The 19,937-nt window shown below is 42.9% G+C and carries 13 protein-coding genes; 6 read left to right on the top strand and 7 right to left on the bottom strand.

Features of this window, described 5'->3' with window-relative positions:
* Window positions 1-214 precede the first annotated feature (214 nt).
* Entirely contained in the window at window positions 215-805 is a 591-nt protein-coding gene (locus EZ437_RS14825) for a nucleotidyltransferase family protein (protein WP_131596841.1), read from the bottom strand.
* Window positions 802-1,908, bottom strand: a complete 1,107-nt coding sequence (locus tag EZ437_RS14830; RefSeq protein WP_131596842.1) for an XdhC family protein — start codon at window positions 1,906-1,908, stop codon at window positions 802-804. The genes EZ437_RS14825 and EZ437_RS14830 overlap by 4 nt, the downstream gene beginning before the upstream one ends.
* Window positions 1,909-2,162: 254 nt before the next feature.
* Between EZ437_RS14830 and EZ437_RS14835 the strand changes: the two genes are divergently transcribed.
* The 3 genes from EZ437_RS14835 to EZ437_RS14845 all read left to right on the top strand — a co-directional run bounded on the left by EZ437_RS14835 (window position 2,163) and on the right by EZ437_RS14845 (window position 6,717).
* On the top strand, window positions 2,163-2,900 hold the full coding sequence (locus EZ437_RS14835; protein WP_131596843.1) for a hypothetical protein: 738 nt from the start codon (window positions 2,163-2,165) through the stop codon (window positions 2,898-2,900).
* A 5-nt stretch (window positions 2,901-2,905) separates the two neighbouring features.
* The gene (locus EZ437_RS14840; protein ID WP_131596844.1) at window positions 2,906-4,954 is read left to right on the top strand and encodes a plastocyanin/azurin family copper-binding protein; all 2,049 of its coding nucleotides are present in this window, start codon (window positions 2,906-2,908) and stop codon (window positions 4,952-4,954) included.
* A gap of 74 nt (window positions 4,955-5,028) precedes the next feature.
* On the top strand, window positions 5,029-6,717 hold the full coding sequence (locus EZ437_RS14845) for a GH39 family glycosyl hydrolase (protein WP_131596845.1): 1,689 nt from the start codon (window positions 5,029-5,031) through the stop codon (window positions 6,715-6,717).
* An 82-nt stretch (window positions 6,718-6,799) separates the two neighbouring features.
* Here EZ437_RS14845 and EZ437_RS14850 read toward each other — a convergent pair whose 3' ends face one another.
* Genes EZ437_RS14850 through EZ437_RS14870 form a run of 5 tightly spaced genes read right to left on the bottom strand, consistent with a single transcriptional unit; the run spans window position 6,800 to window position 14,829 of the window.
* Complete coding sequence (locus EZ437_RS14850) at window positions 6,800-7,888, bottom strand: family 16 glycosylhydrolase (protein ID WP_205942720.1); 1,089 nt, start codon at window positions 7,886-7,888, stop codon at window positions 6,800-6,802.
* Between the two features lie 7 nt (window positions 7,889-7,895).
* A complete protein-coding gene (locus tag EZ437_RS14855; protein WP_131596846.1) occupies window positions 7,896-9,191 on the bottom strand; it encodes a glycoside hydrolase family 2 TIM barrel-domain containing protein in 1,296 nt (431 codons plus the stop codon).
* Between the two features lie 21 nt (window positions 9,192-9,212).
* The gene (locus EZ437_RS14860; protein ID WP_131596847.1) at window positions 9,213-10,883 is read right to left on the bottom strand and encodes a RagB/SusD family nutrient uptake outer membrane protein; all 1,671 of its coding nucleotides are present in this window, start codon (window positions 10,881-10,883) and stop codon (window positions 9,213-9,215) included.
* A gap of 21 nt (window positions 10,884-10,904) precedes the next feature.
* Window positions 10,905-13,961: a SusC/RagA family TonB-linked outer membrane protein gene (locus EZ437_RS14865; RefSeq protein ID WP_131596848.1), complete on the bottom strand. Its 3,057-nt coding sequence runs from the start codon at window positions 13,959-13,961 to the stop codon at window positions 10,905-10,907.
* Window positions 13,962-13,995: 34 nt separating this feature from the next.
* Window positions 13,996-14,829, bottom strand: coding sequence for a hypothetical protein (locus EZ437_RS14870; RefSeq protein ID WP_131596849.1), 834 nt, complete (start codon window positions 14,827-14,829; stop codon window positions 13,996-13,998).
* 177 nt (window positions 14,830-15,006) lie between these two features.
* Between EZ437_RS14870 and EZ437_RS14875 the strand changes: the two genes are divergently transcribed.
* The 3 genes from EZ437_RS14875 (at window position 15,007) to EZ437_RS14885 (ending at window position 19,780) form a co-directional block, all read left to right on the top strand.
* On the top strand, window positions 15,007-17,922 hold the full coding sequence (locus EZ437_RS14875) for a triple tyrosine motif-containing protein (RefSeq protein ID WP_131596850.1): 2,916 nt from the start codon (window positions 15,007-15,009) through the stop codon (window positions 17,920-17,922).
* A 62-nt stretch (window positions 17,923-17,984) separates the two neighbouring features.
* Window positions 17,985-18,542, top strand: coding sequence for an RNA polymerase sigma-70 factor (locus EZ437_RS14880; protein ID WP_131596851.1), 558 nt, complete (start codon window positions 17,985-17,987; stop codon window positions 18,540-18,542).
* 80 nt (window positions 18,543-18,622) lie between these two features.
* Window positions 18,623-19,780, top strand: a complete 1,158-nt coding sequence (locus EZ437_RS14885) for a FecR family protein (protein ID WP_131596852.1) — start codon at window positions 18,623-18,625, stop codon at window positions 19,778-19,780.
* The last annotated feature ends 157 nt before the right edge of the window (window positions 19,781-19,937 follow it).

A 19,937-nucleotide genomic window follows, 5' to 3' on the forward strand; every position in this document is an offset into this window, starting at 1 on the left:
GTTTTTACAAGAAAAGGACGGCAAAGGGAGTATGCCATGAGGCTTTGGTCCTATGCCGGCCAAAAAACGTTCATTTAGTGTTAGCAGCGATAGAACTTTTGAAGGATTGATCTTTTTCAATTCCAAATAAAAAATTAGTGCAACCAATCATCGATCGCTGAAAGCAAAGAACAGACGAATGAAATAAGATGTATACGTCCAAATGAATCTGCAATCATTGCTCGTGGTTTAAATTGTTATAATCCTTTTGGGTATCGATGTCAATGTGACCAAGTTCAAAGGGAATTGTCGCTACATCTGCTGCATATTTCTGCAAGAGGGGTTTTGCCCCGGTATTTCCATTTAAGGCAATTAGCTCATCAAAATAAATTTCATTGAACAAGGCAGGAGTGCCAATGGTTTCGGCATATTTACTGGCAACGATGTTTTTTCTACTTCTTTGACTTTCCTCAACAAGTTCCGTGAAAATTTCTGGTCGAATAAATGGCTGGTCGGCAACTGCGATGACCACATTTTTTGTATCGGCCTCCAGTTCGAGCATTTTTGATAATCCCGCCGCAATGCTCGATGAAATTCCTTTTTCCCAGCTATCATTGATGATGATGTTGATGTTGAAATCTGGGTGCTGCTCAAGGATTTGGTCTGCGTAGGCGCCCAATACCAGCACAATCGGCACATAAGCTGTTGTTTCGGCCGCTGCCACGGTTCGTTGCAATAAGCTGCTTCCCTGATAGTAGAGCAATTGCTTGGGGCTTCCGAGCCTGCTGGAATTTCCGGCTGCCAATATAATGATCCCGGTATTCATGAGCTACAGTGATTTGAATGTTGGTGTACAGAACCTGTTTTTTCTTTAAGTAAACCTGCCGAGGCCCCAGCAAACACCGATCTAATTTCTGCGATAATGGAAATGGCGATTTCTTCAGCGGTTTCTGCACCTATATCAAGCCCGATTGGACCATGGATGCGAGACCTGTTTTCTGCTGTATCTGCTCCTAGTTCATCGAGCATCCGGAGCATTTTTTTCTTTGGCCCCAGGGTACCGATATAGGGGGCATTGGTCTTTAGCAAAATTGCCAAAAGTTCGATATCATAGTTATAGTTATGTGTCATTAGCGCAATGGCTGTATTGCCGTCAATAGTAAGCTGATCCATTAATTGCTGTGGTTTGGCCACAATGACCTGCGTTGCAGTTGGAAAACGGTTGAAGGTAGCGTGCGTTGCCCTACCATCTGCAACAGTTACATTCCAGCCAAGTTGATAAGCAAAAGTCGCCAATGGTTGCACATCATTACCCGCTCCCGCCACGATAAGTGAGATTGGCGGTTGAATGAATTCAACAAATGCATTGCTATTGCCGTAGGTGGTAAGCTTTGATGCGCTGGTTTTTAATACTTCTTCTGCATCTAGTTCTCCCCGATGTTGTATTTCTTTCGGAAACTTAGTAAGTTGACTGACACTTGTATAGAACAACATAGTTCCCAGTTGCATTTTTTCTGTAAGGGAAAATAAAGTTGTGATGACTGCATCTTCCCTTTGGTTTTTGAGCGCGGTTAATATTTTGATTGCATTTAATTGATCTGCCGGATCGATGGGTTCAAACAAAATATGGACAATCCCATTGCAGCCCAGCTGGACTCCGAACTTGGCGTCATCTTCATCGGTGGTATCATAGGTTACTAGTTTGTTTTCTTGCTGATGAATGGCCGAAAGCGCTTTTTTTAGGGCATCGCCTTCTAAACAGCCACCACTGATGGCGCCAGTCAACATGCCGTCTTCAGTAATGAGCATCCTGGCACCAGGCCTGCGATAGGAGGAGCCTTCCACACTGACAACCGTAGCAAGAGCCGCCCTAAGGTTTTCCTTTATAGCTTTCTGATAGGCGCTTATAATGTCATTGATTTCTTTCATTTTTTTTACACGCTTGTGGGTATTACATTAAATTACTTGGCATATGTATCAGTATTAGCTTTCCTCTGGTCTACCAAATTAAGCAATGTTTGGGCAATAATGTTTGTTCATCAGTAAAAGTTGTTGATGGGACAACTTAAATACCCGTCACCTACAGATTCAGATCTATTCAAATAGTTGATAATTAAAGATCTTTTATATATTTACTCCGCAATCGATTGTTTCGTTGTTATATAACCAAAAAACCTCTAATTATGACTACTTGTAAACGAGTAATGTGTTGCCTGGCGTTTTTTACTTGCTGCGCAAGCTCTACCTGGGCGCAAACCGCCAATCCATATATGCCCGCCGTCGGAAATAAACCGTATTTATTGCGGAGTTACCTGATGTTTGAGGGTAAAAAACGTACCCATGTGATCTCAGTCGGTACTCCGGAAAAGGTCAGTTATTCATACGACCTCAAGCAGGGTGCATTATTACAGATATGGCGCGGACAGTTTATCGATGTGACAGAAATGTGGAAGGACAGGGGGGAACCTCAACTGGCCAAACCATTAGGTTCCGTGTTGCCGCTTTCTGCGGCTCCTGCTATTGCGGCGCTGGCCGATAAAGATACAGTATGGCCGGACTCGATCGCATTTGATGGCCTTCAGAATAAGGGTTATGTATTGGATAAGAACAAAATGCCCACATTTTCATATTCCTCAAATGGTGCTGATATCAATGACCGGATAGTGGTACAAAATGGTGGCGGATCGATAGACCGAACTATAAGTATAAGCAATAGCAAGGAACTTCTGTATTGCAGGATCGCCGCAGGACCAGTGATAGAAGCGCTGAAAGACAATACTTATAGTGTTGGAAATAAAGCCTATAGTATAAAAGTGGGGGCGGAATCGAAAGCTTTTATCAGGAAAACAAAAAATGGCCAGGAACTGCTTGCTCCATTGGCCAAAGGCACTGCTTCACTAACTTATTCGCTAATCTGGTAATCAAAATGAAACACTCGAAATACTTATTGTCCTTTTTATTGCTGGGCGCTGGCATGATGGCAGCAAATGCGCAAAATAATACCGGCGTTGCTTATGTACAAACAGAAAATCAAATATTTCCAATCGTTACGGTTCCTATTCCAAAAGGAATCGCACTTGAAGTTGGCGGGATGGCTTTTTTACCCAATGATGAACTGGCGGTAGCTACGCGTCGCGGAGAGGTATGGATCATTACGAATCCGTATATGAAAGACGGACAGCAGCCTAAATACCGCTTATTTGCACATGGTATGCATGAAGTATTGGGCTTAAATTACATAAAAGGTGATTTGTACTTAACGCAGCGTGCCGAACTTACGCGCCTTCGCGATCTGGATGGCGATGGCGAGGCTGATGAATACAGTACGATGTACTCCTGGCCGCTATCAGGTAATTACCATGAGTATGCCTATGGTCCGATGCTGGACAAGGATGGCAATATGGTGGTTACGCTGAATCTTGGTTGGATCGGTTTTGGTGAAAGTTTATCCAAATGGCATGGCTGGATGCTGAAATTCAGTCCAGATTTTACGATGAAGCCTTTTGCTACAGGTTTTCGTTCGCCTGCCGCCTTTGAACTGAACAGCAATGGCGAAATATTTTATGCAGAAAACCAGGGCGACTGGGTGGGCTCCGGTCACATTACCCATGTAGAGGAGGGCGATTTTTTGGGCAATCCGGCAGGTTTGATCTGGGCTGATCAGCCCGGTTCTCCGGTTAAGCTTAGTAAAAAGGACATTCCAGATACCGGTGAACCGAAGTATGAAGTGGCCAAAAAGGTACCCGGATTAAAAACCCCTTCAGTATGGATCCCGCATTCTATTATGGGCAATTCGACTTCAGGCATCCTGAATTATTCGGATCATGGAAATATGGGGCCTTTTAAAGGACAGCTTTTTGTGGGTGACCAGGCCCAGAGCAAGATCAGCAGGGTATCCCTGGAAAAGGTAAAAGGTGTATACCAGGGGGTCGTATTTCCATTCAGGAAAGGATTTTCATCAGGTATATTGCGGATGAACTGGGGATCTGATGGCAGTATGCTCGTCGGTATGACTTCAAGGGGATGGTCATCGACCGGAAAAGAAGAGTATGGCCTGCAGCGTTTGACCTGGTCTGGTGTTGTGCCTTTTGAGGTGCAGACAGTAAGGGCGCAGCCTGATGGCTTCGAACTGGAATTTACCATGCCTGTAGATGAAAAGACTGCGCGTAATGCGGGTTCTTACCAGCTGTCGACTTTTACATACAAGTACCACCACATTTATGGGAGCCCGGCAATAAGCCAGTCCGCACGCAGCATCAAAGCTATCGTGGTTTCTCCTGATCACAAACGTGTGCGTTTGGTACTGGATAGTTTAAAAGAAGGGTATATCCATGAGATCAGGACAGAAGGGTTGAGGTCGGCAAACGGCAACATTCCTTTGCTCCACAATTATGCGTATTACACTTTAAATAAGATTCCTGATGGGGGAAAGCTTACAGTTACGACTGAAAATAAGCCAGTTGGTGAAATGCTGGCTAATAAAGCAGCAGAAACAAAGGGTCATCATCACATGGACAATATGGCAACAACTGGTGGCAAGATCAGCGGCAGTACGGCTGCAGAAAAGCACCTGACCAAACAGCCGGAAAGCTGGAAGAACGGCCCGGATAAAACCATTGTACTGGGAACTAAGCCGGGCTTGAAGTTTGACATCACAAATCTTACTTTAAAGGCAGGCACCAGGGTGAAACTGACTTTTGCCAATACGGATGACATGCTGCATAATTTTGTGTTGACTGCTCCGGGATCAGGCAATCTGGTCGGGGAAATGGCAATGAAGATGGGGCTGGATGGTGAAAAGTACAATTTTATTCCTAACAGCGATAAGGTATTGGCGCACACCGTTTTATTGCAGCCCGGGAAATCTGATACTATTTATTTTACAGTACCTAAAGCTCCAGGCATATATCCTTTCATCTGTACCTATCCCGGCCATTATATGGTGATGAAGGGGCAGATCAAAGTGCTGAAATAAAAGCACATTAAATACGCTTAGACCTGATGAAAATTCGATCAATGGTAAAAATATTATCACTTCAAACAGAAAACATGCTTGTAAAAAAATGTATTAAACTTTTTATCATTGTATTTGGTATAAATAGTCTGGTCTATGCTCAGACCGGGAAAAATAAATCGGCAAATATAGCCGTTGATTTTTCTAAGTCAATAGAATCAATGAAGCCATTATGGGCATGGTTTGGATATGACGAGCCAAATTACACCTATATGAAGGATGGTAAGAAATTGCTAAGCGAAATTGCTGCTGCAAGTCCGGTGCCTGTCTTTGTCAGGGCACATAGTTTATTGGTAACGGGTGATGGAGTGGCTGCGCTAAAATGGGGGTCAACAAATGCCTATACTGAAGATGCAAATGGAAATCCAATTTACAACTGGTCTATTATTGACAGTATTTTTGATACCTATATCAAAAGGGGGATGAAACCTCTGGCTCAAATTGGCTTTATGCCGGAAGCACTGTCGAGCAAACCTGTTCCTTATAAACATAACTGGAAACCAGGTGATAAATACAGTGATATTTTTACTGGTTGGGCATATCCTCCCAAGGATTATAATAAATGGGCAGAGCTTATATATCAATGGGTGAAGCATAGTGTTGAACGCTACGGAAAGGAAGAAGTAGAAAGCTGGTACTGGGAACTTTGGAACGAACCGGATTCACCATATTGGAGAGGAACGCAGCAAGAATTTTTTAAACTGTATGATTATTCAGCCGATGCAGTTAAGAGAGCTTTGCCAACAGCAAAAATTGGAGGTACTGATATCACAGGAGGAGCCATGAAATTTCAAGATGCTTTTATCAGACATTGTTTGTTTGAACCCAATTACGCAACCGGAAAAATAGGGGCACCATTGGATATTCTTTTATTTCACGCCAAGGGGTCACCAAAATTGGAAAATGGAAGGGTGGTAATGGGAATCCGTAGTCAGCTTCGCAATATTAAAGACAATCTAAAAGTCATTGCCGCTTATCCCGAACTAAAACATCTACCAATAGTGATAGGAGAGTCAGATCCGGAAGGATGTGCAGCGTGTGGTATGGCTACTGATCCTCAAAATGCTTACCGCAACGGAACCATGTATTCCAGTTATACTGCCGCATCATTTGCCCGCAAGTATGAGTTGGCCCGCTTATTAAAATCTAACCTGATCGGTGCGGTTACCTGGGCATTTGAATTTGAAAACCAACCATGGTTCTATGGATTCAGGGATCTGGCAACTAATGGTGTAGATAAACCAGTGTTGAATGTGTTCAGGATGTTTGGAATGATGACTGGAGATTTGGTTAAGGTTGAGTCAAACAGGATGTATGTTCTTGACAGTATTTTAAGTACGGGTATTCGTGGTGTTCAAACAGATATTGGGGCATTGGCTTCAAAAGGCAATAAATCTGCAGCAGTTATGGTATGGAATTATCATGATGCTGATGAAAAGGGCAGTGCTGAAGAGGTTAATATCCAGCTTAATGGATTGCCTTTAAAAGCAATCGAAATTAAGCATTATCGCATTGATGATCTGCACAGTAATTCCTATGAAGTTTGGAAAAAAATGGGTTCTCCTGTAAATCCAACAGCCATGCAAATCAGACAACTTGAAAAAGCCGGTCAACTAGCTATGCTGGGGAAACCTTCAATGCTTAAACCTGAAAATGGTACTGCTAATTTAAAAATATTGCTGCCAAGGCAGGGTGTTTCCTTACTATATCTTTCGTTTAAGTAGTTAAATTCTTCAAGTTTAGTGATTAAGATGGCTTTTTGTCAACTAACGCCAGACAAAATATTTTAGATTAGTTCGGGGTTTCTTATTGAAACACCCGAACATAATCTACTACCATTTGTTGTGGAAAGCTGGTGGCAGCATTAGGGCTACCCGGCCAGTTGCCGCCCACTGCTACGTTAAAGAGCAGGAAGAACTGGTTGTGAAATTCATTGTATGCCGACGAGCTAATATCTACAGCATAAAACTCCTGATTGTCTACCAGCCATTTCATAGAAGTGGAAGTCCATACCAGGGAGAATAAATGGAATTTGTCATTGAAGATTCCCTCGGGAAGCGTATATGATTTTCCCGTAGTGGCATAGCCGTTGTTGTCGTAATGGAGTGTGCCATGCGAGGTATTGTCCCTGCCGGCTCCTCCACCTATCATTTCCATGATGTCTATCTCCCCAGAAAGCGGCCAGTTTACTGTGCTGATATTATTGCCCAGCATCCAGAGTGCAGGCCATATACCCTGGCCTTTTGGCAATTTCGCGCGCATATCTATGCGACCGTATTTGAAGGTCTTTTTATCCTGTGTCTTAATCCTCGAAGAGGTATACTCCCTACCGCCAAAAGCTTCTTTTTTTGCAGTAATGGTCAGAAAGCCATCTTTAACACCGGTGTTTTCCTGACGGTAATACTGAAGCTCATTATTACCCCATCCATTACTTCCGGTACCGGTTTCGAAAGTCCAGAAAGCCGGATTCAAACTAGTTCCGTCAAATTCATCTCTCCAAACCAGGTTCATGCCAGTATAACTCAGCGCTCCTTCATATTCGGTTCCATTACCCACCGTTACAGCAACATTTTGACTGAGTTCAGCTGATTTATTATCTGCAGAGTAGGCAGTAACCTTTACGGTAAAGGTACCCGAATAGGTATAAGTAGCAGAGACCTTGCCGTCGTTTGATCGTATGCCTTCTTCATTGCTGCTTTTTCCAAAGGTGAAGTAATAGCGGTCTGCATTCTGTGCAGTAGCTGTAAAGTTAACCTTACCTGATCCGTCACTACTTACCTCGGCCTGAAGTTGGAGATTGGTAGGACTGAGGGCGGTCGCATTTTTTTTGCAACTTAACAGTAAAACAAAAAGTAAGAGCAGTGGCATCTTTCTATACAATTGGCTTGATCTCATAGTGGTATCATTTAACATAAAATGGAATATTTGCTGTTGCAACCTTGTTTTTGCCATCGCTGATGTAAACAAACAAGCGGTAAGCACCTGCTTTCGCCGGAGCATTAATAGTAACTTTGCCTTTTCCTGCCTCCTGGTAAGTAAATTTGACAGCATCAGGTTTGTCTTCATGGTCGCCGCCTTCACCTACATTGGTGGCTTCAGGCAGTAGCTCCCAACTATACCTGAGGGAATCTTGATCAGGATCTGAGGCCAATGCAGTTGCTAAATAGCTTTCGCCAGCCTTAAGATAAATATTTTGACTGGCTTTTTGCTCATTTAGTTGAAACGAATACACATGCGGAGCTTTATTGGCCGGATATTCACCTTTCCATAGGTATTGCATTACATCCACCACCTCTGATTCTTCTCCACTGCTAGTAAATATGCCATACCAGGTCGGTGTTCTTTCCTGCTTTTGCCCCCATAAGAACACGTACGAACCCAAACATTTTTCTTTGTCTTTTTCAATTGAAAATCCATAGCGGCTTTTGTATACGGCTGCCTTTTCACTGCTTGTTTCCTCTATGGGAGCTTTCCATGCAGTTTCAAGCCCTTCCCAGTGACCAGTAGGCCCCCATTCTGTTATCATATAGGGTCCATCCCATCCTGCCAGCTTAATCTCAGATGGTAGGGTAGCCAGACCACCATAGGTATTAATGGAGAGGATATCGATTGAAGCAGCACTTTTCTTTATTTCATCTATTTCTTTCTTGTGTATTCCTGCCAGTACTATGGTTGCCGGATGGTTCGGGTCTAGTTCATGGATCATTTTTGCAATATCATTTGCTGCATCCCACACTTTGTTGTTGGAGTAAGAAAGGTTCAGCTCATTACCTATTCCCCAGGCTAGCAGAGCAGGGTGGTCCTTGTATTTTAAGACTTCCTGTTTGACCTGTTCAAACTGTTTTTTTACCGCTGCTGCATCACTGTAGTTAAAACCATGGCGCTCTGCAGTTACCGGAAGCCCCATCAGGACGGTCAATCCGTGTTTATGGGCCGAATCAAGGATCTTTTTAGCATTATTGGTACTCCAGGTCCTTATAGAGTTGCCGCCATAGGCAGCAACTCTATCTAAGTAATCCATTCCACCAGCACCTTTTACAAAGTAAGGTTTACCGCCGCGTATCAGCTGATATCCGGTTCCTTTCTTTACAACTTCTACCTTGATGGCTTTATTGGGCGCATCGGGTAACTTTGCTGTCGCGGGTACTAAGCTCAGGAAGCAAAGGCCAAGGAAGATACCTGCAATTTTCTTCTGCATTTTATAATTTTTTATAGATTACTAATTTGGATTTGGAACTAGTTCAGGGTTTCTTTCAATTTCCATTTGCGGGATAGGCAGCAGGTTGAAATTTTCTTTATATACCCTGTTCTCGTAGTTTTCTACAGTATAAGTGAGTGTGGAATTGGCGTTTTTCACAATCTTCATTTTCTTTACAGGTACGTTAAAGTAAGTCATGCCCAGTTTCCAGCGACGTACATCATAAAAGCGGTGTTCTTCAAATGAAAGTTCCACACGTCGCTCATTGCGTATCCGCTCCCGCATTTCCACCTGACCAAGTCCTGATAAAGCAGGCTGATCTGACCGCCTTCTAAGTTCGTTGATTGCACTAAAGACCGTTCCGTCGGGGCCTGCAGCTTCATTTCTTGACTCTGCGTAGTTCAAAAGTACTTCGGCATAACGCATATAAATCCAGTCGTTATCACCCCCGCGGTATACATCATCTGCGGTAAGGAAGCGCTCATCTATAAATTTCCTAAGTCCGTAGCCTGTTTTTGTACGGTCGCCATTGGTAGATTTATTGGCATTACCGCCTTCAAACGTTTCGACGGTGACGCCTTTAAAGACCGAGCCGTTATGTATAAGGGATTTGTCAAAGCGGCTGTCTCTGTCCTTGTAAGGGTTTTGCGGATCATAGCCGGATGTAGGGTCCGAGATCAGTTTGCCATTTTTCATTTCATAAGCATCTACCAGGTTTTGGGTAGCGTGAAAAGCACCCCAGGCGCCGCCAATTACGTCAGGGTTCTGGATACTCATATGGAGCATCCATGCAGTCTGATGGGTTCTTCCTGGTCTGGCAAACTTTTTCGCAAAAATCACCTCTTTATTACCTGCTTTGGTGAAAAACAACTGATAGTAATCCGGATGCAGGTTGTAATAGCCCTGGTCTTTGATATCCATGACTGCTTTGGCCGCATTTGCTGCATTGGTCCAGCGTGTAACATCGTTTGACGGATTGTTCAGTGGACTGGCGTAATATAATAATACACGGGCTTTCAAGGCAAGTGCTGCGCCTTTGGTAGCGCGGCCAAGGTCGGCAGCAGGATATTCGAATGGAAGGTCTGCTGCTGCTTCATCACATTCCTTGGTAATAAAATTAACGCACTCTTCATACGTATTGCGTGGAACTAGCAAGTCATCTGTGATCAATTGCTCGTTTAGAATCAGTGGGACACCACCAAAGGCCCTGATCAATTCAGAGTAGGCAAATGCCCTCAGGAACCTGGCCTCAGCCTTAATACGTGTTTTTAAGTTGGTATCTGTAGTAGGTACCCCGTCAATCCTGCCGATAAGTGTATTGGCCTTACGGATCAGTATATAATTGTTGCGCCACATTTCTGTGCCCAACGAAAAAGAAGAGTTGAGGTCGCCTGCCTGTACTTTGTTTAATGGCAGGTCATTGTGTCCTTCAATATCATCCGTAGCCATGTCCAGCAACGCAAAGCCCGCCGACCAGTCCTGGTCAAAGCCCCAGTCTTTACGCTCAAAGCCGCTTAGTAAACTGGAATACACATTGGTTAAAAACTGCGAGGTCAGGGTGATGTCTTCAAAAACAGCCACATCGGATACAAAGTTGGTTGGTTTGACATCGAGCACATTTTTCTTGCAGGAAAGGGCGATTGATGTTATAAACATCGCCGCAACTACCCATTTATATTTCTTAGTAATCATTATCTTATTTTTAATATTGATTTAAAACTGTACGTTTAATCCCATGGTAAATGTCTTTTGCTGAGGATAATACCATCCCATTGCATTTGAATTCTCCGGATCAACATTTAAAATGTCAGTGAAAGTCAGCAGGTTTTGTCCGGTAGCGAAAAAGCGTACTCCACTGGAGCTGATTTTTGAAAGAAACCCGCTTTTTAAGGTGTAAGCAATTTCCACATTCTTGAGCCTGATATAACTTGCATTTTCAACCCAAAAACTGCTTGTCAGGTAGTTGTTTCCATTTGTATTTAAAGACAAACGGGGAAGTGCGGCATCCGGGTTGTCCGGAGTCCAGCGGTCCAGCCATTCTTCAGTTACACGTCCGCCATTATGGAAAGCCCATGCTGAATTTTGGGTCAATAGCTGCTGCACTTTTGTGGCTCCCTGAACGAGGAAGTTGACTTCAAGACCTTTAAAGTTTACACCCCCACTGATGCCGTACAAAACCTCCGGCAGCGCCCCGCCACCTAGATAGGTAATGTCAAAATCATCTATTTTGCCATCGGGTACCCCATCAGCTCCACTTATATCTTCATATTTGATATCGCCAGGGCCAGTAGAGTTCAGGAAAGCTGTTGTCTTTGGTGAATTGTTGTAATCTTCAAGGTCCCGGAATATGCCGATTGCCTTATATCCGAAGTAGCCATTGTTGGCCCTTCCTGTAATTTTTTTGCCTGGAGGAACATTCACTGCTTCTGCAGCTTCAATGATTTTGTTTTTAGCCACGGTAACATTGCCACTAAGCGAGTATGACCAATTGTCGGAAATTCTATTGGTGTGGCTTAGTACCAGTTCAAAACCTTTATTTTCTACTATTCCGATATTTTCACTTGGCAGCGATGCACCAAAACTCAAGGGAACAGATAAGCTTCGAGTAGTCAGGATATCTTTTCTTTTTTCATTGAAATAACTAAAGTCAATGCCAATCATCCCTTTATATAGACGGGTTTCAAAGCCTAAGTCTGTTTTTGTACTGGTTTCCCAGGTTACATTTGGATTGGCAATGGCACCAGGAGTTAGTCCGTTTGCCAGATCCGTGCCAAATGGATAATTGTTTGCTACCAGGTTATAACGGTTATAGTATCCAAACCGGCTGGCGATACGGTCACTTCCCAGCTGACCATAAGAAGCTTTGACCTTCAGATACTCTATAGCATTAACCGATTTCATAAAATCCTCTGAGCTAATCAGCCATCCCGCTGAGAAAGCAGGAAAATAGCCAACCCGTCTGTCAGGGGCGAAGTTTTCTGATTCATCCCTTCTTAAACTGGCCTGAAAAAGATATTTATTGTCAAAATCATAATTTACCCTTACGGCAGCACTACGCAGACCGGTACGGTCTTCATTGTCCTGGAGCACTTCATTAAGTGCCGGGCCAAAATTCAGGATCTGCAGGGCGGAGCTTTCATAGGCATTTCTCGAACCCGTAATTCCGCTGTTTTCATTTTCTTTTTGTATCACCAGGGCAAGCGCCGAGATGCCATGTTTGCCAAAGCGGTTTTCATAGTTGATGTGCGCTTGCAGCTCTGTTCCTTTTGCTTCTCCAAAGTTTTTAGATAAAGCCGATTTGCTGGGTGTGGTAAGTGCAAATGTACCGTCATCGTTTCTTACATAGAGTGGCACCCATTGGTTCCAGGTTTTGTTGTAGGTAAAGCTTCTGTCGAATGCAAGCACCCCTTTTAGTGAAAGACCTTTCACCCATGGGATGTCCTGGACTACCTGAAAGTTGCTCAACAGGTAATTTCCTGACGTGCGGTTGTACCCACTTTCTTCACTCACCAGTGCCAAAGGGTTTGGATACACACCCGGACTGGCCAACCTGCCGTCAGAGAACCTGGCCGGAAAGATCGGTGGATTACGCATGGTATGTTCAAAGATACTGCCAGACGGAGGAGTCGTTCTTTTCTCCAGTCTTCCTGAAAGGTCTATTGATACACGCGTGGTAGGGGTAGCCTGAATATCCAGGTTGCTACGTACATTGTAACGGTTGTAGTTTAGTGATTTGTATAAACCATCTTCGTTCAAATAGCCCAGAGAGGTAAAGTACTTCACTTTTTCGGTTCCCCCGTTTAATGAAACGTTGTGTTGCAGCCTGGGAGCGTTGCCGCCCAGCACGAGGTCCATCCAGTCTGTATTTGGGTAGAGATCTGGATTTGACCCGCTTCTGAAACCTTCCAGACGGTCGAGCGTGAACTCCGGACTTGCGTCTGGATTGTCGTTTATTTTTGCTTCGTTATATAGCGATCCATATTCATATGATCCTAGATTTTTAGGTAACCTGGTTACTTCAGAAAAGCCATAGTTGAAGGAGTAGTTGGCACTAAGTTTACCTGATTTACCACGTTTGGAGGTGACAAGCACTACACCATTTGCGCCTTTTACCCCAAAAATAGCCGCAGATGAGGCGTCTTTCAAAATATTGACCGATTCAATCTCATTTGGGTCCATCTGAGAGAAATCTCTGAATGAACGGACAATTCCGTCGATCACGAAAAGAGGTTCCATGGTTGCATTTCCGAATGTAGAATTTCCTCTGATGTAAATCTGTGCGGCATCAGATCCAGGCTCGCCTGCTGGCTGCTTGGTAATTACGCCAGGTGTGCGGCCTGCCAGTGCGTTACTCAAATCGCCTACAGGACTTTGCAAGAGCTCCTTGGTATTGACGGTAGAGATAGATCCCGTAACGCTGGAACGTCTCTGACTACCATAGCCGACTACCACTATTTCGTTGAGCACATCGGTATTGTCATCAAGTACCACATCGACCACACCAGATTTTGTAACAACAATTTCCTGACTGATCATGCCAATATAACTGAATACCAGGGTGGCTGTACCTTGAGGTACATTGATGGTATAATTACCCTGCACATTGGTCGTAGTGCCTGCATTAGTTCCTTTAACAAGGACCGATACGCCTACCATCGGCAGACCAGTTTTGTCTGTGGCTTTTCCGCTTACGGAATAGTTTTGTGCCAGCGACTGATGTATGAAGCAGGTGCTGAGCAATAGTATGAGTAAAAGTCTAATTTTTTTCATGAATTTTAATTTATTTATCTCTGATAAGGATGGATTAGTTGCGAATAAACCTCATTTGATGAACAACCTCTGTGGCTTTGCCAGAACGGAGTACCATCTCATTGGCAGATATGGAAATGATCCTGAAATTATTGGACGAGATGTCTGTAACACCAATAAAGTTGGGGATAGGTGCACCAGGCAACGTAATTGTAGCGAGACCTGCGCCTGCAACTACTGTACTAAATGTGAATGATACGTTGTTATAAGACCTGTCGCTACCGCAAACATAATTTGGCTGGAGATTTCCGGCATTGAATGTGGCACCGTTTGCATTATAGGAAAGTTTAAAGTCGTTGTTGGTAAATGCAAACGTGTATACATCATCTACCTGGCAATTTGCCAGTGGCCCACCTCCAAAATATTCTCCAGGGTTGCCTTCCGTACCTACGATAATAGGCGAAGCTGAGACTGGGTCTAGCTTCCATGGATGTGCGGTGAGCATTTGGAAAGTTGGATTTGTAAGAATAGGGGTCAGGTCGTCGCTGTCTACCGTCACCTGCTGTGTGGCCATGTCATAGCCACCATTACCATAGGCATAAAGTTTCACATTATAAATGCCCTTTTTTAAGAAATAAGCTTCTTGTTTGGCAACTCCTGCTTTCAGGCCTTCTTCTGTACCGATGTCCCATTGGTATCGGTAAGCATTTTCAGACGTACTTTCCAGGAGAAATGTATTGGCCTTGCCATCCACTTTACTGACTTTGAAAGATGCGTTAGCAGGAACACCCAGTTCATGAACCTCATCTTTGCAACTAAAATTTAAAAAGGATACCATAATTAATGGCAGGTACAGGTATAGGAACCTGATGATTGGTTTATAGTTCATACGATTTATAATTGGTTATTGATGGTGTAAATGTAGAGTTGATTTCTACATATCCAATATTTTAGGGTACATCAATACTACATCATAACCGCTAAAAAAAGTGTTTAAATGAGGTTTTTGGGTACATCATTTGTAATTGATAAGATTTTGGTTAGTTTTATTACATAAACTGAGCGTGTGCGACCAAATATTATCTTTGTTTTACTTCTGTTTTCTGCTTTGCTTGCTTCCGGCCAAAATCCCATCGGTTTACCTGATGTTATAAACTATGAAAAATCAGAATACGGAGGGGGTACACACAATTGGGATATTCAACAGGACCGCAATGGAATTTTGTACTTTGCCAACAATGAGGGGCTCCTCAGTTTTGACGGCACCTACTGGAAAATATATCCTTTGCCTAATAAGACCATTGTTCGTTCTATCCGCATCGCGGCAGACCATAAGATTTATGTAGGTGGACAAAACGAATTTGGTTATTTCTCTCCGGGTGCCAATGGAGAACTGCGTTTTTTTAGTTTGAAAAGCAAGATACCCCTGCGCTACAGATCTTTTACCGATATATGGGAAATCGTATCAATAAACCACATTGTTTATTTTCGGTCAGAAGAAAGCATTTTCCAATATTCGAATGATTCGGTTAAAGTTTTCCCGTCAGTCTCCAGTTGGGTATTTATGGGAGCCGCAAATAACCAGCTCATAGTACAGGATAAGGAAAACAGGTTGCTGGGTTTTGAGCGGGGAAAGTTTTTTCCTATTACTGCGCGACTGCCTGCCTCAGATTTTTTAATTACTTCTGTGGCACCTTATGGCAAGGACAGCATATTGCTCAGTTCCTGGGACCATGGTCTGTATACTTATCATAAAGGTTCACTGAGAAAGTTGGAGGATTACAATGCCAGCGGATATGCTAATGATCAGATCAAACAAGCATTTAAGATCAATTCCGATATGATGGCAATTGCCACCAATGTCAACGGTTGCTATATTGTAAACAGGAAAGGCTCCCTGGTCTATAATTTTTCCAGGAAATCCGGTTTACAAAACAATTCTGTGCTGCGTATGCTCAAAGACAACAACAACAATATCTGGCTTGGACTCACCGACGGAATTGGTTTTATTGCAAACAGCAACGCCATCAAACATATAAATCCAGAAGTTTTTGGTAATGCAGTAGGGCATAGTTCGATGGTTTTCAAAAATAAACTGTATATGGGACTGTCCAATGCTGTGTTCAGTATTCCACTATCTGAAAACAAAGACCTGACCCTGATCAATGCTAATTTTGAATTGGTTTCCAACACAAGAGGCCAGACCTGGGGAATGAATATTGTAGACGGACATTTATTGCTGGGTAAACACGAGGGCGCTTATGCAATAAAGGGAGGTGCCGCCACGCGCATCAGCAGTGGAAAGGGCTATTGGAATTTCCTGCCCTATTATACTAAAAGTGATACCACCCTGCTTACCCTTGCTGGAAATTATAATGGTATCGATCTTTTCAAATTGGAAGACGGTACGTTTAAATTATCTGGTACCATCAAAACACTGAGGGAGTCTGCCAGATTTGTAACAGTTGACAGGAAGGGCATCATCTGGGCTTCTCATCCTTACAAGGGTGTTTATAAGATTGACCTGCATAACCTGGAAAATCCGAAGGTTAGTTTATATACCAAAAACAATGGGCTTCCTTCTACCTTCAACAATCACGTCTACAAGGTGATGAACAAGATTGTCATTTCAACTGAAAAAGGCATCTATGAATACAATGAGTCAAAAAATCGTTTCTTACCTTCGGCCTACTTTAAGCCCGTTTTTGGGGAACGCTACATCAGATATCTAAAGGAAGACCTGGAAGGCAATATCTGGTTTATACAGGAAAAAAATCTGGGAGTCTGTGATTTTTCGGCAGGCGGAAAAAAACTGATCTATATACCTGAATTAAATGGCAAGCTGGTGGGTGGCTTTGAACACATCTATCCGGTCAATAAGAATAACGTGCTGATCGGCTCTCAAAAAGGATTCTATCACATCAATTATGAGAACTATCTAACGAGTATCAGTCCATTGAAAACAAAAATCCGGATGGTTAAAGCCATAGGTAAAACAGATACCTTGCTTTTTGGCGGGTATTTTGGCGAAGTGGACGAGCTTAAAAATCAGGAACAAGTACCTGGTATCAAGTACGACTGGAACTCTTTTCACTTTGAATACTCCTCAACACTGACTAAAAGCCAACCTAATATTGAGTACAGTTACTTGCTGGAAGGTTATGATAAGAAATGGTCAGCCTATGGCAAAAGGACAGAAAAGGATTATACCAATTTGCCGCATGGCGACTATGTGTTTAAGGTAAAAGCGAGGAACAACTTTGGCAATGACTCGGAAGTAAGTTCGTACGCCTTTACTATTTTCCCTCCCTGGTACCAGTCTACCCTGGCATATCTTTTCTATTCCTTCCTGCTGCTTTCACTGATCTACTATATTTATAAGCAGCAGCAAAAGAAATTTTTGCAGCAGCGGATCAAGTTTCAGGAGAAGCAACAGCGGATTAAATACCTTCATCAGCTGGAAATTGACAAATCTGAAAAGGAGATTGTGAAGCTGAAAAATGAAAAACTGGAGGCGGAAATAGAAGCCAGAAATTCCGAACTGGCTTCAACAGCAATGCACCTGGTACAGAAAGCCGAGTTATTGTCGAAGATCAAAGACGAGTTGAATAAACTCAATAAAGGAATACACGAAGAAGAACAACAGTCTGATATTAAACGAATCGTCCGCTTGCTGACTTCCGAGGAAAAGGCTGATGAGAGCTGGGAACAATTTGCGATCTATTTTGATAAGGTACATACCGATTTTTTAATGCACCTGAAATCTGCCTTTCCCGGAATTACAAATAATGACCTGAGGTTGTCTGCTTTTCTGAAAATGAATTTGTCGACCAAGGAGATTGCGCAGCTTATGAAAATTTCCCCGCGCGGAGTGGAGATCAGCCGGTACCGGCTCAGAAAGAAGTTGCAGATTCCCGGAGAAGTTAGTCTGTTTGAGTTTTTAAGGGATTTTCAGACACCAAGCAGTGAGGACGTCAAATGATTTAAAATGTATGTGTAAATAATTATTTGTTTATTTGTGTGTGTTGAAACTCAGGGAAACCCATGACTTCTTATAGCTCATATACCGACCAGGAACTGCTGTCTTTATTGAAAGCAGGAGATCGTATGTCTTTTACTGAGATCTATAACAGGTACTGGATGGTAGCCTATCGCTCAGCCATTCAGGTTTTAAAGGATGAAGAAGCCTGCATGGATGTATTGCAAGACGTTTTTGTTTGGTTATGGCAGCATCATGAGCAGTTGAGTGTACATTCCTTAAAAGCATATCTCCTCACTGCAGTCAAGTTTAAGATGCTAAATGTGATTCGACAGGGCAGACTGAAAGACATCGCTTATAGTAAAATTAAGGTAGATGAATACGAAGCAGAGACTAATCTTGAAGTTAAGGAACTGATGAGGATGATCGAGGAATTTGCAGAGACATTACCTTCACAGGCGCGACAGATTTTTCACCTGAGCAGATATGATCATCTTAGCAACAAAGAAATTGCCCATAAATTGGGTATATCAGAAAAAACTGTCAAAAATCAGATCAATATTTCATTGAAAAAGCTCAAATCTAATCTGGGCAAGATGTCTTTGTGGTGTACAATGCTTTGATTTCAAGAAAAAATCGCAAATAAAATATATATTTCAAATAAGCTTGGGCCTTCCGTTCGTTTCAAGTGCCTATATGGTATATGAACAGGGAAGAACTCATCGTTTTAGCAGATAGAATCCTCAAAAAGGAAGCTTCTGAGGCTGAGATCAGCGCATACAATGCCTGGTACAATTCATTTCAGGAGTCAGGTGAAATACCTGTGACAGACGAAGCGGATAAAAAGAAAATCTTATATGCCAGAATTGCGTCTTCTATTGATGACGAAGTTTCTGTTAAGCGTTTAAGTGCAGGCCGATCTAAAATAGGTATTTGGGCTGCAGCTGCGGCAGTTGCCTTCCTGGCAATCGGCATTTACTTCTTTAATGCGCCGCTTAATTCGGATAAAAGCAAAACAGCTGATTTGGCCGCGAGTACCGGGAGCATTAAGCCTGGCCGCAATACAGCTAAGCTTACACTGGCGAATGGTAAGTCGATCGATCTTAGCGAGTCTAAAACAGGGGTAGTAATAGATGTCGCCGGTTTGAAATATAATGATGAAACAGTAATCGCTGCTACACAGGCCAATGATATAAAAAAGGATGGTTTAATGAGTATAGCCACGCCTCGCGGCGGTACTTACCAGGTTATTCTTTCCGATGGATCTAAAGTATGGTTAAACGCTGCTTCCTCTATTCAATTTCCCGCTAGCTTTACCGGTCAGGAGCAAAGAAGGATAACGCTTGTAGGTGAAGCCTATTTTGAGATCGCTAAGCATAAATCGCAGAAATTTGTAGTCAATACCAGAAATCAGGAGGTAGCCGTGCTGGGCACGCACTTTAACATCAATAGCTACCTCGAGGAGGGAAATGAGAAGACCACTTTGCTGGAAGGCTCAGTGCGTGTGTCTTCAGTCAGGGCTGACGTAAAAGATGTACGCCTAGTTCCCGGTCAGCAAGCCACCGTATCGGCTGCCAGCAAAATCGAAGTAGCTGAAGTAGATGTGAACGATGTGATAGCATGGAAAGAGGGCAAATTTGTTTTCGTTGAGGAAAATGTACCGAGTATTATGAATAAGATTGCGCGGTGGTATGATGTAGAGATCGCTTACGAGGGAGATGTAAGGCGCAAAGCACTGGCAGGGTCTGTTTCAAGATTTAAAAACGTGTCGGAAGTCCTGGAGATGTTAAGTGCCACTAAAGCCGTACAGTTCAGAATAGAAGGCAGGAAAGTGATTGTCATGCCATTTAAAGATAAATAAACAAAATTTCAATTAACCATAAACCGAAGAACCAAATGAAAAAACCTTACAAAAACGATCCTTAATCTTCTGAGTACAGCTAAAATATAATTAAACAGGGATGATAGAACACCCCTGTTTATGACCGGGTAGCTGCAAATTATGTATTAACACAATT

This window comes from Pedobacter psychroterrae, assembly GCF_004331695.1.
Classification (GTDB): domain Bacteria; phylum Bacteroidota; class Bacteroidia; order Sphingobacteriales; family Sphingobacteriaceae; genus Pedobacter; species Pedobacter psychroterrae.